Source organism: Kribbella sp. NPDC051718, from assembly GCF_040681515.1.
Taxonomy (GTDB): Bacteria; Actinomycetota; Actinomycetes; order Propionibacteriales; family Kribbellaceae; genus Kribbella.
The window spans coordinates 374,958-388,729 of the sequence record NZ_JBFAYZ010000004.1 but is presented as its reverse complement, the minus strand read 5'-3'; the positions used below and the strand labels follow the sequence as shown (position 1 = coordinate 388,729).

Here is a 13,772-nt window from a genome sequence, read left to right as displayed (position 1 = left end):
GGCCAAGTTACAAGCGGGTGGCGATGCCGGGGTAGTGGATTACCAGGCCTCGACTGTCGAGCTGGAGGTCGGCCACGAAATCGCTGTCGAGGCCGACGAACCGCACGAGCGCGCTGTTCTGATCAGACCCCAACGCCTCGTACCGCTGCGGAGAAGCATGCACGGCCAGGTCTGGCAGCGACACCCAGGCCATCAGGAAATCGACCGTCCCCGCCTGCCGGTGCAGGTCGTGACGCAGCACCGGCATGAGATTGGTCAACGGCGAAAAGGCCAGATCGCAATCCAATGCGCCGCTCACCGCGGCCAGGTTGCCGCCAGGCACCGGAAGGTCGACGTCACCGTCGACCGACGACGTACAGCTCCATTGGCCGGCTTCGTCCGAAAGCAGTTCAAGCGATCGGCTCCACCCGTCCCCGACGGCATCGACATGCAGCCGCCGGGTCACCCAGCCGGCACCGGTCTCCAGCTCGTAATCCACCCGGTACGGCAGCGGATCAGCCCCGAACTGAGTCCCCGTCGCACTCAGCCGATCCGAACCCAGCTCAAGCTGAACGGCTTCGGCACGCCAGGTGCCGTCGCCGCTCCACACCAACATCATTCAGAGGCCGATCGGGTGCCAGACCGTCTTCAATTCCAGGTACTGCGTGAGTCGCGACAAGCCCGGCGACTCCGTCCAGTCCTCTTCGGCCGGGCGGCGGACTCGTTTGAGGTTCTCGGCCGAGGCGGCTTCCAACTCAGTGGCCTCTGCAGGGTCGGTGATGCCGGCCAGGTCGATGGCGTTGACGTCGGAGTGCGACGCCAGCCAGGGACCGATCTCGGTGGCCGAGCCGGTGAGGATGTTGACCACCCCACCCGGTATGTCGGAAGTCGCCATCACCTCGCCCAGCGTCACGGCCGGCAGCGGCCGCTCGAACGACGTCACCGCCACGACCGTGTTGCCCGAGACGATCGCCGGTGCGATCACGCTGGTCAGGCCGAGCAGGCTGGAGTCCTGCGGCGCGAGCACCGCGACCACACCAGTTGCCTCAGGCAAGGAGAAGTCGAAGTACGGGCCGGCCACCGGGTTGCTCGAGCCGACCACTTGGGCCAGCTTGTCGGCCCAGCCGGCGTACCAGACCCAGCGGTCGATCGATGCGTCGACGACCGCGCGGGCCTTGCTGATCGACAGCCCCTCGGACGATGCGACCTCCGAGCTGAACTGCTCGTGCCGGCCCTCCATCACCTCGGCGATCCGGTACAGCACCTGGCCGCGGTTGTACGCAGTCCGGGCGGACCAGCCGCCGAAGGCCTTGCGCGCGGCGACGACGGCGTCGCGCGCGTCCTTGCGGGAGGCCTGCGACGCGTTCGCCAGGAACTTGCCCTTGGCATCGGACACCACGTACGACCGGCCGGACTCACTGCGCGGGAAGGCGCCGCCGACGTACAGCTTGTAGGTCTTGCGCACGTCGAGCCGGGCCGGGTCGGATTTAGTGGGCAAGGTAGGCCTCCAGACCATGGCGGCCGCCCTCGCGGCCGTAGCCCGACTCCTTGTAGCCGCCGAACGGCGAGGTCGGGTCGAAGCGGTTGAACGTGTTGGCCCAGACGACGCCGGCCCGGAGCTGGTTCGCCATCCAGAGGATCCGCGAGCCCTTCTCGGTCCAGACCCCGGCGGACAGCCCGAACGGCGTGTTGTTCGCCTTCTCGACCGCCTCCTGCGGGGTACGGAACGTCAGCACGGACAGCACCGGCCCGAAGATCTCCTCGCGGGCGATCCGGTGCGCCTGGGAGACGCCGGTGAAGACCGTCGGCGGGAACCAGAAGCCCTGCGTCGGCAGCTCGCACTCGGGTGACCAGCGCTCGGAGCCCTCGTCCTCACCGATCTGCGAGAGCTCGCGGATCCGCGCCAGCTGCTCGGCCGAGTTGATCGCGCCGATGTCGGTGTTCTTGTCGAGTGGGTCGCCCACGCGCAGGGTCGACATCCGGCGCTTCAGCCGGGCCAGGACCTCGTCGTACACGCTCTCCTGGACGAGCAGCCGCGAACCGGCGCAGCAGACGTGGCCCTGGTTGAAGAAGATGCCGTTGACGATGCCCTCGATCGTCTGGTCGATCGGGGCGTCCTCGAAGACGATGTTCGCCGCCTTGCCGCCCAGCTCGAGGGTCACCTTCTTGGGCGTGCCCGCGACCGACTTGGCGATCGCGCGGCCGACCGCGGTCGAGCCGGTGAAGGCGACCTTGTCGACACCCTCGTGCTCGACCAGCGCCTGCCCGGTACGGCCCGCGCCGGTGATGATGTTGACCACACCCGGCGGCAGGTCTGCCTGCTGGCAGATCTCCGCGAAGGCCAGCGCGGTCAGCGGCGTCGTCTCGGCCGGCTTCAGCACCACCGTGTTGCCTGCCGCGAGGGCCGGCGCGATCTTCCACGCCAGCATCATCAACGGGAAGTTCCACGGGATCACCTGCGCGGCGACACCCAGCGGCTGCGGGTCGGCGCCGGCACCGGCGTACTCGAGCTTGTCGGCCCAGCCCGCGTAGTAGAAGAAGTGCGCGGCCACCAGCGGCAGGTCGACGTCGCGGGACTCGCGGATCGGCTTGCCGTTGTCGAGCGACTCCAGCACGGCCAGCTCACGCGAGCGCTCTTGGATCAACCGCGCGATCCGGTACAGGTACTTCGCGCGGTCGCGGCCGGGCATCGGCCCCCAGACCTTCTCATAGGCCTTGCGGGCGGCCTTGACGGCGCGATCCACGTCCGCCGGGCCGGCCTCGCTGACCTCGGCGAGCACCTCCTCCGACGCCGGGCTGACCGTCTTGAACGGCTTGCCGTCGGTCGCCTCGGTGAAGGCGCCGTTGATGAACAACCCGTACGACGACTTGATGTCGACGATCGCGCGCGATTCCGGCGCGGGTGCGTACTCGAATCTGCTCATGCCTCAGTCCAGCGTGAAGTAGTCGGGGCCCGGGTAGTGCCCGGTGGCCAGCTTGGTGCGTTGCATCAGCAGGTCGTTCAGCAGGCTGGACGCCCCGAAGCGGAAGAGCTCGGGGTCCAGCCAGTCGGATCCGGCCGTCTCGTTGACGGTGACCAGGTACTTGATCGCGTCCTTCGCGGTCCGGATCCCGCCGGCCGGCTTGACGCCGATGTGCAGCCCGGTGGCCTCGTGGTAGTCGCGGACCGCCTCCAGCATCACCAGGGTCACCGGCAGTGTCGCGGCCGGTGAGACCTTGCCGGTCGAAGTCTTGATGAAGTCCGCGCCGGCCAGCATGGCCAGCCAGGACGCCCGCCGGACGTTGTCGTAGGTGACCAGCTCGCCGGTCTCCAGGATCACCTTGAGGTGTGCCTCGCCGGCGGCCTCGCGGATCGCGGCGATCTCGTCGAAGACCAGCCCGTACCGCCCGGACAGGAACGCGCCCCGGTCGATCACCATGTCGACCTCGTCGGCGCCGGAAGCGACCGCGTCCTTGGTGTCCTGCACCTTGATCGCGAGGCTGGAACGCCCACTGGGGAAGGCGGTGGCGACACTGGCCACGTTGATCCCGGTGCCGCGCAGCTCGAACTTCGCCGTCGCCACCAGGTCCGGGTAGACACAGACCGCGGCCACCTGGGGCGCGGTCGGGTCGGCCGGGTCCGGGCGTTTGGCCTTCGCGCAGAGCGCGCGCACCTTGCCCGGGGTGTCCGAGCCCTCCAGCGTGGTCAGATCGATCATCTGGATGGCCAGATCGAGCGCGTACGCCTTCGCGGTGGTCTTGATCGACCGGGTGCTCAGGGCGGCGGCCCGGGCTTCGGCGCCGACCTGGTCGACGCCCGGCAGGCCCAGCAGGAACCGGCGCAGCCGGTCCTCGGACGAGGTCACGTCGGCGAGACTGTCGACGCCAGTGTCGGTAGTGGTCACGCTCGGCAGTCTAATCCGCTTTCGGCCCGCCCGTTCCCGGCTGAATGTGGGCCTGTGGACATCCGGCGGCTACGTTGTCCGAGTGAATTCGAAGTCCCTGGAGAACGAGCAGTACCTGTCGCAGTCGAACCGGATCACCGCGGTCGTGGTGATGGTGATCGGCGCGCTCGGTGTGCTCGACATCGCGCTGGAGTGGCGCACCCTCGGTGGTCTGGTGTCGGCCTGCGTGATCGGCCTGGTGGTACTGGCCGCGTATGTCGGCCTGTTCCGCCCGTCGGTCACGCTCCGCCCCGGCAACCTGCTGATCCGTAACCACCTCCGCGACCACGTGGTGCCGTGGAACAAGATCACCGACGTCGACGTGACCGACATCCTCCGCATCCACACCGAGGACCGGCGGTTGCGCTGTCCCGGCGTCCAGCTGGTGATGCGGGACATCCGCAAGCAGCGGGCCGGCCGGACGAGCAAGCTCAAGTCGGAGAACTCGATGTCCCGCGCGGAGTTCGTCGTCGACCGGATCGACTACCACAAGAACCTGTACGGCGGAACGGGTTCCGCGGACGCCGAGATCGTCACCACTTGGGCCCGGCCCGAGCTGATCATCGCCGCGGTGCTCGCAGTCGTCGCCCTGGTGGCCCAGTTCCTGCGTTGATGCACCCCTGACACGGCCATGATGCGGGTATGACCCATGCCCTGTCCCGCCGGAGTTTGCTGGTCGCTGGAGCAGGTGCTGTGGTCGCCGGGGTCACGGGCGTCGGGTTGGTGGAGGCAGGCGTAGTACCGGGTCGCGGGCGGCTGAACGACGTACTAGGTCTTTCTGGCGAAGACGGTGTGGCGCCTGACGTCCCGCCCGGTGCAGTGGAGTCCGGCAGCTTCGCGTCGGCTGCGCGCGGTACGAAGGTCGGGTGGGCGGTGATGTACCCGCACGGGTCGCAGGCCGACGATGCGCTGCCGGTAGTACTGGTGCTGCATGGACGTGGTGGAGACCACACGTCGGCCATCAACGACCTCAACGCTGATCGGTACCTCACGGCCGCAGTACAAGCCGGTACTGCGCCCTTCGCGCTCGCCGCGGTCGACGGGGGAGCCGACAACTACTGGCATCGGCGGGCGTCCGGCGACGACCCGGCGCGGATGCTGACGGCGGAGTTCCTTCCTTTGTTGAAGGAACTCGGGCTGCGCACCGAGCGGTTCGGCGTACTGGGGTGGTCCATGGGTGGGTACGGCGCTCTGTTGCTCGCGGCCGATCGTGGTGCGAAGGAGGTCGCGGCGGTGGGGGCGATGAGTCCCGCCTTGTGGCACAAGGCTTCTGAGGCTGCGGGCGGTGCGTACGACGGGGCCGACGACTTCCAGCGGAACCAGGTGTTCGGGCGTGCGGCCGACTTCGAAGATGTTGCCCTGCGCATCGATTGTGGGCGGGACGATCCGTTCGCCGATGCGGTCCGGGACCTGCGTACCGAGGTGACGGCTGCGGGTGGGCTTCAGGCCGGAGCGCACACGGCCGGTTACTGGCGGCGCATGCTCGGGGCCCAACTCGCCTTTCTCGGTGAGAAAATCCGGGATTAGCGGAACTTCCCCGCGATCGGTAGCGTCCGAGTCCCGTGTCCGTCGCCAGGTGAACCTCAAGGTCGCCAGGATGGTCACCGCAAGGTCCCCCGATTCACCGAGAGTGGAGCCCATGTTCAACCTCTCCAGCAAGAAACTGCGTGTTCTGGCCGGCGCCGCCGCCGTCGCCGGGTTCGCAGCCCTCGCAGTACCGACCCAGGCCGCCCAGGCCTCGGGTGGCGTGCCGCAGCCGGTCGCCTCGGAGACCGGCGTCGCCGCCGAGCCGCAGGCGAAGGCGCTCAGCGCGCAGCCGACCACGAAGTCGTATGCCTCGGACACGGCGATCGTGAAGAACAACAAGCTGTACAAGACCGGCGCGATCGCCGCGTCGAAGTGCAAGGAGGTCCGCGGGCCGCTGAGCACCGCCAACGCGGTCAAGGCCTACGACCAGACGATGGTCAACTGCATGTGGGCCGCCTGGGCGCCGACGCTGAAGGCGTCCGGCGCGAACTACCACATCAAGCCGACCCTGGTGATGTACACCTCCCGGGCGAAGACGTACTGCGGCGTCATCAGCCAGCCGACGTCGTACTACTGCGGTCACGGCAGCAAGGCCGAGATCTACATCCCGGGCGCCTACGTGGTGAACTTCTACAAGCAGAACCCGGTCTACGCCCGCGCCTACGCGACCAACACGATCGCGCACGAGTACGGCCACCACGTGCAGTACATGACCGGCATCCTGAGCGCCTCCTGGAGCCGTCAGTACGCGATCTCCGGCAGCGCCGCGAAGCTGGAGGAGAACCGTCGCCGTGAGCTGCAGGCCTCCTGCCTCGGCTCGGCGATGATCGGCGCCAACAAGCGCTACTACCCGATGGCCGGCGCGCTCTACACCCAGTGGAAGTACGTCGTCTCGCACTCCGGCGACATCAAGGGCTACCCGCGCGACCACGGCTCGTTCGCGAACCACAACTTCTGGTCGACGGCCGGCTTCAACGCCAGCAGCTCGGCGACCTACGCGAAGTACTGCAACACCTTCAACGCGGTCTCCAGCCGGGTCTCCTGACCTGACTGACACAATCTCGGTGTGATCCCCGAGTAACCAAGCCGCCTGGAACGCAGTTTGCGTTCCGGGCGGTTTTGTTCGATCCGGTCTTGTGTTGCAATTTGGCCGACACGTTCACGATCTGCGATCGTGTGGTTACCGTGTTTCGGGTCCGCACGCCTTACAGTCTTGGTCGACCCACGAACGGCAGGAGTCAAGGATCGTGAACTACGACGAGTTCAACACCGAGTACACGAAGGTGCTGGACAAGATCAAGAGCGGCAAGTGCAGCTGGTCGGAGCTGTCCGGTCACGTCACCCGCTTGCGGCAAGGGACGGCCGGCATCACCACGCCGGTGGAGCGCCTGCAGATCGACAGCGATCTGGCCGCGCTCGGCCAGATGGTCGACCTGTCCCGGCGGACCAACGACAAGGAAGACGTCTGGACCGTCACCTCCGAGGCAGTACGCCGCGCCAGCAGCGGCGAGGGCACCGTCGCCGACCGGATCGCGCGGATCGAGGCGAGCATCCACGAGATCACCACGCTGGCCAACCGCAACCCGGACGAGCGCGAGGCGCTGATGCAGTCCACCAGCACCCTCAAAATCCTCCACTCCTCCTTGCAGAGCTCGCTGCGAGCCGAGCAAGCAGAAGCCGCAGCAATCAGCTGACCCGCCGGCAGCTGACCCAAGCAGCACCAACTGACTGAGGGCTCCCGAGCAGTACGCGGGAGCCCTCAGTCAGTTGTTTGATCAGATGCCGGCGGCGGTGGCCAAGGCTTGCTTGATGGCGGCCAGTTCGGTTGTTGCTTGCTGGCGGGCTGCGGAGACGTCGTCGTCCGCGACGGGGATGACGACCTCTAGGTAGCACTTGATTTTGGGTTCTGTGCCGGATGGGCGGACTACGACCCGGGCGCCGTCCGACAAGGTGTAGCGGAGGCCGTCGGTAGGAGGCAGGGATTCGGTGCCTTGGCTCAGGTCTTCTGTTCGGTCGACGGTATGAGTGCCGAGCTGGGTCGGAGGAGTCGCGCGCAGTCGTTCCATCGCCGCGGTGATCAGGTTGAGGTCCTCGACGCGGACGGCCAGCTGGTCGGTGGCGTGCAGGCCGTACTTCTTCGCCAGGTCGTCGAGGAGGTCCAGGAGGGTGCGGCCGGCGGCCTTTGCCTCGGCGGCCAGTTGGAGGACCCGGATGAGGGTGGAGATACCGTCTTTGTCCTTCACGGCTGACGGGTCTACGCAGTAGCCGAGAGCTTCTTCGTAGCCGAAGACCAGGTCCGGGACGCGGCCGATCCATTTGAAGCCGGTGAGGGTGTCTGTGTAGGCGACGTCGTACGCCGCGGCGATCTTGCCCAGCAGCGACGACGAGACGATCGAGCAGGCGGCGACGCCGGACGGGCGCGACGAGAGCAGGAACTCGCCGAGGAGGGCGCCGAGCTCGTCACCGCGGAGCATCCGCCAGCCGCCGGCCGCAGCGGGGTCCGGTACTGCGACAGCGCAGCGATCAGCATCTGGGTCGTTGGCCACGGCGATGTCGGCCCCGACGGACCGGGCCAGCTCCAAGGCCGCGTCGATCGCCCCCGGCTCCTCCGGATTGGGGAACGACACCGTCGGAAAGTCCGGATCCGGGTCAGCCTGCGACGCCACCACCGACGGCGCCGTGAACCCGGCCCGCGCGACAGCCGCCTCAACCAGCAACCGCCCAACCCCGTGCAGCGGCGTGTAGGCCACGTTCAGCTCCCGAGGAGCGTCAGCCGGTACCAGCGTCGCGATCCGATCCAGGTACGCGTCCAGCAGGTCGTCACCTGCCGTCTGCCAGTCATCCCCACGCGGCACGGACGCCAGCGCCCCAACAGCCTCGATGGCCGCCGCGATCTCGCTATCCGCCGGCGGCACGATCTGCGACCCATCCCCGAGGTACACCTTGTACCCGTTGTCCTGCGGCGGGTTGTGCGAGGCCGTCACCACAACCCCGGCAACCGCTTTCAGATGCCGGATCCCGAACGCCACCACCGGCGTAGGCGTAGGCCGATCCAGCAACACCGCATCCAGTCCAGCACCCCGGATCACGGCCGCCGTGTCCTGAGCGAACACATCCGACTTGTGCCGAGCGTCATACCCGATCAGCACTGGCCCATCAGTCAGCCCATTCGCCTTCAGATACGCCGCCAGCCCGGCTGCGGCCCGGATCACCACGACCCGATTCATCCGGTTGGATCCGGCCCCGACGGCACCCCGCAACCCCGCAGTACCGAACTCGAGGGTGCCCGCGAACCGATCAGCCAGCTCCGCGTCCGCCTCCGCCCCGGAATCCAGCAGCGCCTGAAGCTCCGCCCGAGTATCAGGATCAGGATCCTCGGCAAGCCAGGCTTGAGCAGCAGTACGAATCAGAACGGCATCGTTGACGGTCACCACCGCACGATACCGCCCAGTACACCGCCCCCAGAGCCCCCGCGACACGCCGGTGCCCGCCGACGAACATCACCCAGCACCAAGCCCGCCACCAACCGCCACCGCGGGCGCCGGGCCAGGCGCCCTGCGTGTTCAACCGGGCATGCCGGGCGGCACCGAGCGGAGCCAGCTCACCCGGCACAGCGGGCGGCACCGAGCGGCACCCTGCGAGTCGCCGGTTCACCTCGACGCAGCGGGCAGCAGCGAGCGGGGCGTCGGTTCGCCTCGGCGCGGCGGTGGGCCAGTTCGCCTGAGCGTGGCGGCCGGCGCGCATCGCTTTCAGGCAAGCGGCGACGGAGGCCGCGCAATGGGGTGGGTGGGAGCGGGTGGAACTGGAGCGACGAAGGAGCGGAGGTGGAGGCCGCGTGGGGTTTTAGTGGCCGGAGGACTGGCAGGGGCGGGCTCGGAGGTCCGCCACGTAGTCGTCGGGGGCGCCTGCCGCCTCAGCGGCCTCGGCGAGGATGCCTAGGTAGCGGGCGGAGGGGAGGCCGCCTTCGTAGGCGTTGAGGACGTACATCCAGGCCAGTTGCTCGCCGTCCAGGGTCTGTACGCGGACCTGGATCTTGCGGTAGACGCCCTGGTCGATGAACTCCCACTCGTCCAGCCGCTCGACGTCCTTCGGGCTGACGTCGTACAGGGCGACGAAGACCTGGTTCGTCGGGTCGCTGGGGTCCTCGACGACGGTCGCCATCGAGCCTTCCCAGCCGAGTTCCTCACCCCCGAAGGTCAGGCGCCAGCCGACGATCCACCCGGTCCCGCGCAGGGGGGAGTACGGGCACCGCTCGGCCATCAAGTTCGGGTCCAGATTCGACGCAAACGCGGCGTACAGGGTCACGACGTCACAGGATACGGAACAATGGCCTCTCGTGGCGCGAGTTGTGATCATCGGTGGCGGTCCAGGCGGGTACGAAGCGGCGAGTGCGGCCGCCCAACTAGGGGCGGAGGTGACGGTCGTCGACTCCGACGGGATCGGTGGTTCGTGCGTGCTCACGGACTGTGTCCCGAGCAAGACGCTGATCGCCACCGCGGAGGTGATGACGGAGGTCGAGGAGGCCGGGCAACTCGGCGTCCGGCTCGAGGACGGCGACGACGATCCGGCGAACTCCGTGCGTGTCGATCTCTCCGTCGTCAACAAACGGGTCAAGGCGCTGGCGGCGGCCCAGTCGGAGGGGATCAGCCGGCGGCTGGCCGACGACAAGGTCCGGGTGATCAACGGCCGCGGCAGGCTCGACGGCCCGGAGACCGTGGTGGTCGGCGACGAGCGGCTGGACGCCGACGTGGTGCTGATCGCCACCGGGGCAAGGCCGCGTGTGCTGAAGGGCTCCGAGCCCGACGGTGAGCGGATCCTGACCTGGGAGCAGGTCTACGAGCTCGACGAGCTGCCCGAGCGGCTGATCGTGGTCGGTTCCGGTGTCACCGGTGCCGAGTTCGCCAGCGCGTACGACGCGCTCGGCAGCGACGTGGTGCTGGTCTCGTCCCGCGACCGGGTCCTGCCCGGCGAGGACAAGGACGCCGCCGAGGTACTGGAGGACGTCTTCAAGCGCCGCGGTATGACCGTCCTGGGCAAGTCCCGGGCCGAGTCGGTCAAGCGGCAGGGCGACGGCGTCATCGTCACGCTGACCGACGGCCGCACCGTCGAGGGCTCACACGCGCTGCTCGCGGTCGGATCGCTGCCGAACACGGAGGACATGGGCCTCGTCGAGTCGGGCGTGTCGCTGGGCGACGGCGGGTTCGTCACCGTCGACCGGGTCTCCCGTACTACGGCCCGCGGCGTGTACGCGGCCGGCGACTGTACCGGCGTACTGATGCTGGCCTCCGTCGCGGCCATGCAGGGCCGGATCGCGATGTCCCACGCGCTCGGCGACGCGGTCGCCCCGCTGGACCTGTCGACGGTGTCCTCGAACGTCTTCACGGCCCCCGAGATCGCCACCGTCGGGCTGACCCAGGCGGTACTCGACGCGGGCGGCAGTACTGCGATGGTCGTGAAGGTCCCGCTCGCGGACAACGCGCGGGCCAAGATGCAGGGCGTCCGGGACGGTTTCGTGAAGCTGTTCTGCCTGCCGAACACCGGCATCATCGTCGGCGGCGTGGTCGTGGCGCCGCGGGCGAGCGAGCTGATCCACCCGATCTCGCTGGCGGTCGGCGCGCGCCTGACGGTCGACCAGATGGCCCAGTCGTTCACCGTCTACCCGTCGGTCTCCGGCTCTATCGCGGAAGCCGCGCGTAGGTTGCACTTGAGGTCATGAAGTTCCTGGTGCTCTGGCAGATGGAGTTGAGCCTGCTCTCGCCCGAGATGGCGAGGGCGGTCGGCGCCATGCCGGAGTACGGCGAACGCCTGCAGCGCGAGGGCAAGGTGCTGGCGCGCTACCACGTGGTCGGCTCGCACGGTGGGGCGTGGATCTACGAGGTCGAGTCGCACGAGGAGTTCGAGCGGCTGCTCGGCCGGGCGCCGGTGTTCAACTTCGCCCGGTACACCGTGCACGCGCTCGCCGAGATGACCTGATTTCCACCCCGGTCCGTGATTGACGGACTACCGGACCGGGAGGATCGTGGCGGGGAGGGGAGGTCCCCACATGTTCATCGAGCAGGATCTGACCGTAGATCGCCACTTGATCCTCACGCACCGGCTGCGAGCCCGCCGCGTCGAACTCGGGCTCACCCAGAAGCAGGTCGTCACCCGGCTGGCCCGGCGCGGAATCCGTACGACCAACAAGACCCTGAGCAGCTTCGAGCACGGAGCCGGCGTCGACGTAGTCCGCCTCCCGGAGCTCGCCGCCGCCCTCGACTGCACGGTCACCTACCTACTGGGCCTCACCGAAGACCCCACCCAATGGTCCCCCGACCAGCCCACCCCGCTACTCCGCCCCAGCCCCGCCACCCCAGTGACCGGCAACTGGATCCTCGGCCCCGACGTCCCCACCCGCACCACCGCCCACCGCAGCTAACCGGTACGCCGCCCGCCCGCTGCCACCTGCCGCCGCCGCCCACCAGCCGCCGACGCCACCAGCCGCCGCCTGCCGCCGACGCCGAATGCAGCTGGCGCCGGCCGCCCGCCGCTCAGATGGTCGGCGTCAAGCCGCCGTCGATGATGATGTCGGCACCGGTGAGGTTCCCTGCCCGGCTGCTGGCGAGGAAGACGACGAGCGCCGCCACCTCCTCGGGAGTGGTGAAGCGCCCGGTCACTGAGCCCGCCGCTGCCTGCGCCGCAACCGCAGCGGGGTCGCCGCCGGCCGCGCCCGATCCGGCGACCGTCTCGGCGACGCCGCCCTTGCCCAGCCAGAGGTCTGTTGCGACCGGTCCCGGGCTGACCGTGTTGATCCGGACGCCCTGCGGTCCGACCTCCTTCGACAACGCCTTGAAGAAGTTGGCCTGCGCGGCCTTCGCAGCGCTGTAGTCGATCACCAGCGGATCGGGATAGCTCGCATTGACCGAGCAGACGGTCACGATCGCCCCGGCCCGCTCGAGCAACTGCGGCAAGGCGGCACGCGTGGTCCGTACGGCCGACAGAAAGTCGAGCGTCCAGGTGGCCAGCCAGTCCTCATCGGTGACCGAGACGAACCCACCCGGCCGCGGACTCACCGCCCCGACGTTGTTCACCAGGATGTCGAACCCACCCGTCCGCCCCAACGCCTCCGCCACAAAGGCGGCGGGCCCTTCCGGCGTGCCGAGGTCGACCGCAATGGTCTCGACCCCCAGCGCCGCCAACTCACCGCCAACCGACCGCGCCCCCGCGACCACCTTCACCCCTTCGGCCAGCAACTCCTTGGTGATCGCCAGCCCGATCCCCTTGCTCGCCCCGGTCACCAGTGCGGTCTTGCCGGACAGGTTCAGTTCCATCGCAGACTCCAGTCCTGAGGATCCGGCAAGCCCGGACAACTCACCCTAGTGCGAACTGTCCCGGTCGACAGGAGGTAGTGCGCGTGAGGCGGCCAGGCGTCGGCTCTGCGAGCGTGGGGGTCGGCTGGGAGGCTGACTACCTCCTGTCGAGCGGGACAAGTCGGTCGTTGGTGAGGCTCAGGTGGTAGGCGGAGTAGTGCCGGAGCGCGGTGACTCGGCGGAGGTCGATGCGATCGCAGACCCACTGCCAGTGCAGGGAGACCCAGTCGCCGGGGGAGAGCGGGCCGAGGAGGTCCAGGCCGTCGGTGCCGCGGATGACTGTCTCCTTGCGGAGGTTGCCGAGACCCAGGGCGTGGCCGTCCCAGACGAGAGGCCGGGACTCGACCAGGACGTGGGTACCGAGGTCGGAGATGACCCGACCCCAGCGGATGCGGCACTGGTCGAGTACGTGCAGGGCCTGTACGCCGGTGCGCTCGTCGCCGAGCAGGTCGGCCCAGGGGTAGCAGCAGAAGACCTGGTAGCTGTGGTGGGGCATGCCCTGCGCCTTCAACCGCGGGCCGACATCATCGAGCAGGGCATTGCCCAGCCAGTACGCCTCGACGACCCGGTGGTCGAGTGGGTCTCGCAGTCCGGCCGTGGCGGCGATCATCTCCAGGTACGGCCAGGCGCCCTCGAATTGCCGGGCGCGCTCACGCAGCCCGTCATCCACCTCGCCGCTGGATCCGTACGCGAGCAAGGTGTTGCAGTCGGCGGGGCCGCAGTACCCGAGCAGGTTGGGCGCCAGCGCGTACCGGACGAACAGGATCGGCCCCGAGACCATCACTCGCCGCCGAAGAACGCGAGCGCATCGGCCGCGCGCTCCGGCGACATCCGCTCCAGTGCGAACCCGCTGTGGATCAAGATGTACTCGCCCGGCACGAACGGCCCGTCCAGCAGCGCCAGGTTGATCTCGCGCACGACTCCCGCGACCTCCACCTGTCCGAGGTCGAGGCCGGGCGTCGCACTGACGATCCTGCCCGGAATGCCGAGGCACATA

Annotated in this window: 16 protein-coding genes; 7 read left to right on the top strand and 9 right to left on the bottom strand. The window is 68.6% G+C overall.

Features of this window, described 5'->3' with window-relative positions; all coding sequences use genetic code 11:
- Positions 1 to 7: 7 nt before the first annotated feature.
- The 4 genes from AB0M15_RS17390 to deoC are packed head-to-tail and all read right to left on the bottom strand — an operon-like array spanning position 8 to position 3,863.
- A complete protein-coding gene (locus tag AB0M15_RS17390; RefSeq protein ID WP_363819317.1) occupies positions 8 to 598 on the bottom strand; it encodes a putative glycolipid-binding domain-containing protein in 591 nt (196 codons plus the stop codon).
- On the bottom strand, positions 599 to 1,477 hold the full coding sequence (locus tag AB0M15_RS17385; protein ID WP_363819314.1) for an aldehyde dehydrogenase family protein: 879 nt from the start codon (positions 1,475 to 1,477) through the stop codon (positions 599 to 601).
- A complete protein-coding gene (locus AB0M15_RS17380) occupies positions 1,467 to 2,903 on the bottom strand; it encodes an aldehyde dehydrogenase family protein (RefSeq protein ID WP_363819311.1) in 1,437 nt (478 codons plus the stop codon). The genes AB0M15_RS17385 and AB0M15_RS17380 overlap by 11 nt, the downstream gene beginning before the upstream one ends.
- Positions 2,904 to 2,906: 3 nt before the next feature.
- The gene (gene deoC, locus AB0M15_RS17375) at positions 2,907 to 3,863 is read right to left on the bottom strand and encodes a deoxyribose-phosphate aldolase (protein ID WP_363819308.1); all 957 of its coding nucleotides are present in this window, start codon (positions 3,861 to 3,863) and stop codon (positions 2,907 to 2,909) included.
- 82 nt (positions 3,864 to 3,945) lie between these two features.
- Here deoC and AB0M15_RS17370 point away from each other — a divergent pair, with 82 nt between their 5' ends.
- The 4 genes from AB0M15_RS17370 to AB0M15_RS17355 all read left to right on the top strand — a co-directional run bounded on the left by AB0M15_RS17370 (position 3,946) and on the right by AB0M15_RS17355 (position 7,123).
- Positions 3,946 to 4,515: a PH domain-containing protein gene (locus tag AB0M15_RS17370; protein WP_363819305.1), complete on the top strand. Its 570-nt coding sequence runs from the start codon at positions 3,946 to 3,948 to the stop codon at positions 4,513 to 4,515.
- Positions 4,516 to 4,544: 29 nt separating this feature from the next.
- Positions 4,545 to 5,429, top strand: a complete 885-nt coding sequence (locus tag AB0M15_RS17365; RefSeq protein WP_363819303.1) for an alpha/beta hydrolase-fold protein — start codon at positions 4,545 to 4,547, stop codon at positions 5,427 to 5,429.
- 112 nt (positions 5,430 to 5,541) lie between these two features.
- On the top strand, positions 5,542 to 6,474 hold the full coding sequence (locus AB0M15_RS17360) for a neutral zinc metallopeptidase (protein WP_363819300.1): 933 nt from the start codon (positions 5,542 to 5,544) through the stop codon (positions 6,472 to 6,474).
- A 202-nt stretch (positions 6,475 to 6,676) separates the two neighbouring features.
- Positions 6,677 to 7,123: a hypothetical protein gene (locus AB0M15_RS17355; RefSeq protein ID WP_363819298.1), complete on the top strand. Its 447-nt coding sequence runs from the start codon at positions 6,677 to 6,679 to the stop codon at positions 7,121 to 7,123.
- An 81-nt stretch (positions 7,124 to 7,204) separates the two neighbouring features.
- On the opposite strand, the gene AB0M15_RS17350 is transcribed toward AB0M15_RS17355, so the two are convergent.
- Positions 7,205 to 8,863 (bottom strand): phospho-sugar mutase, encoded by a 1,659-nt coding sequence (locus AB0M15_RS17350; RefSeq protein ID WP_363819295.1) that lies wholly within the window; start codon positions 8,861 to 8,863, stop codon positions 7,205 to 7,207.
- Positions 8,864 to 9,272: 409 nt separating this feature from the next.
- Positions 9,273 to 9,734, bottom strand: coding sequence for a gamma-glutamylcyclotransferase (locus AB0M15_RS17345; RefSeq protein ID WP_328334469.1), 462 nt, complete (start codon positions 9,732 to 9,734; stop codon positions 9,273 to 9,275).
- A gap of 31 nt (positions 9,735 to 9,765) precedes the next feature.
- Here AB0M15_RS17345 and AB0M15_RS17340 point away from each other — a divergent pair, with 31 nt between their 5' ends.
- From AB0M15_RS17340 to AB0M15_RS17330, 3 genes are all read left to right on the top strand, one after another.
- On the top strand, positions 9,766 to 11,145 hold the full coding sequence (locus AB0M15_RS17340; RefSeq protein WP_363819293.1) for an NAD(P)H-quinone dehydrogenase: 1,380 nt from the start codon (positions 9,766 to 9,768) through the stop codon (positions 11,143 to 11,145).
- Positions 11,142 to 11,402 (top strand): muconolactone Delta-isomerase family protein, encoded by a 261-nt coding sequence (locus AB0M15_RS17335; protein ID WP_328334473.1) that lies wholly within the window; start codon positions 11,142 to 11,144, stop codon positions 11,400 to 11,402. The genes AB0M15_RS17340 and AB0M15_RS17335 overlap by 4 nt, the downstream gene beginning before the upstream one ends.
- Positions 11,403 to 11,472: 70 nt before the next feature.
- Positions 11,473 to 11,844, top strand: a complete 372-nt coding sequence (locus AB0M15_RS17330) for a helix-turn-helix transcriptional regulator (RefSeq protein WP_363819290.1) — start codon at positions 11,473 to 11,475, stop codon at positions 11,842 to 11,844.
- A 112-nt stretch (positions 11,845 to 11,956) separates the two neighbouring features.
- Here AB0M15_RS17330 and AB0M15_RS17325 read toward each other — a convergent pair whose 3' ends face one another.
- The 3 genes from AB0M15_RS17325 to AB0M15_RS17315 form a co-directional block, all read right to left on the bottom strand.
- Positions 11,957 to 12,736, bottom strand: a complete 780-nt coding sequence (locus AB0M15_RS17325) for an SDR family oxidoreductase (protein ID WP_363819287.1) — start codon at positions 12,734 to 12,736, stop codon at positions 11,957 to 11,959.
- Between the two features lie 136 nt (positions 12,737 to 12,872).
- Positions 12,873 to 13,556: a DUF6390 family protein gene (locus tag AB0M15_RS17320; RefSeq protein WP_363819284.1), complete on the bottom strand. Its 684-nt coding sequence runs from the start codon at positions 13,554 to 13,556 to the stop codon at positions 12,873 to 12,875.
- Positions 13,556 to 13,771 carry a HypC/HybG/HupF family hydrogenase formation chaperone gene (locus tag AB0M15_RS17315; protein WP_363819281.1) on the bottom strand — a complete coding sequence of 72 codons (216 nt, stop codon included), beginning with the start codon at positions 13,769 to 13,771 and terminating at the stop codon, positions 13,556 to 13,558. The genes AB0M15_RS17320 and AB0M15_RS17315 overlap by 1 nt, the downstream gene beginning before the upstream one ends.
- Between the last annotated feature and the right edge of the window lies 1 nt (position 13,772).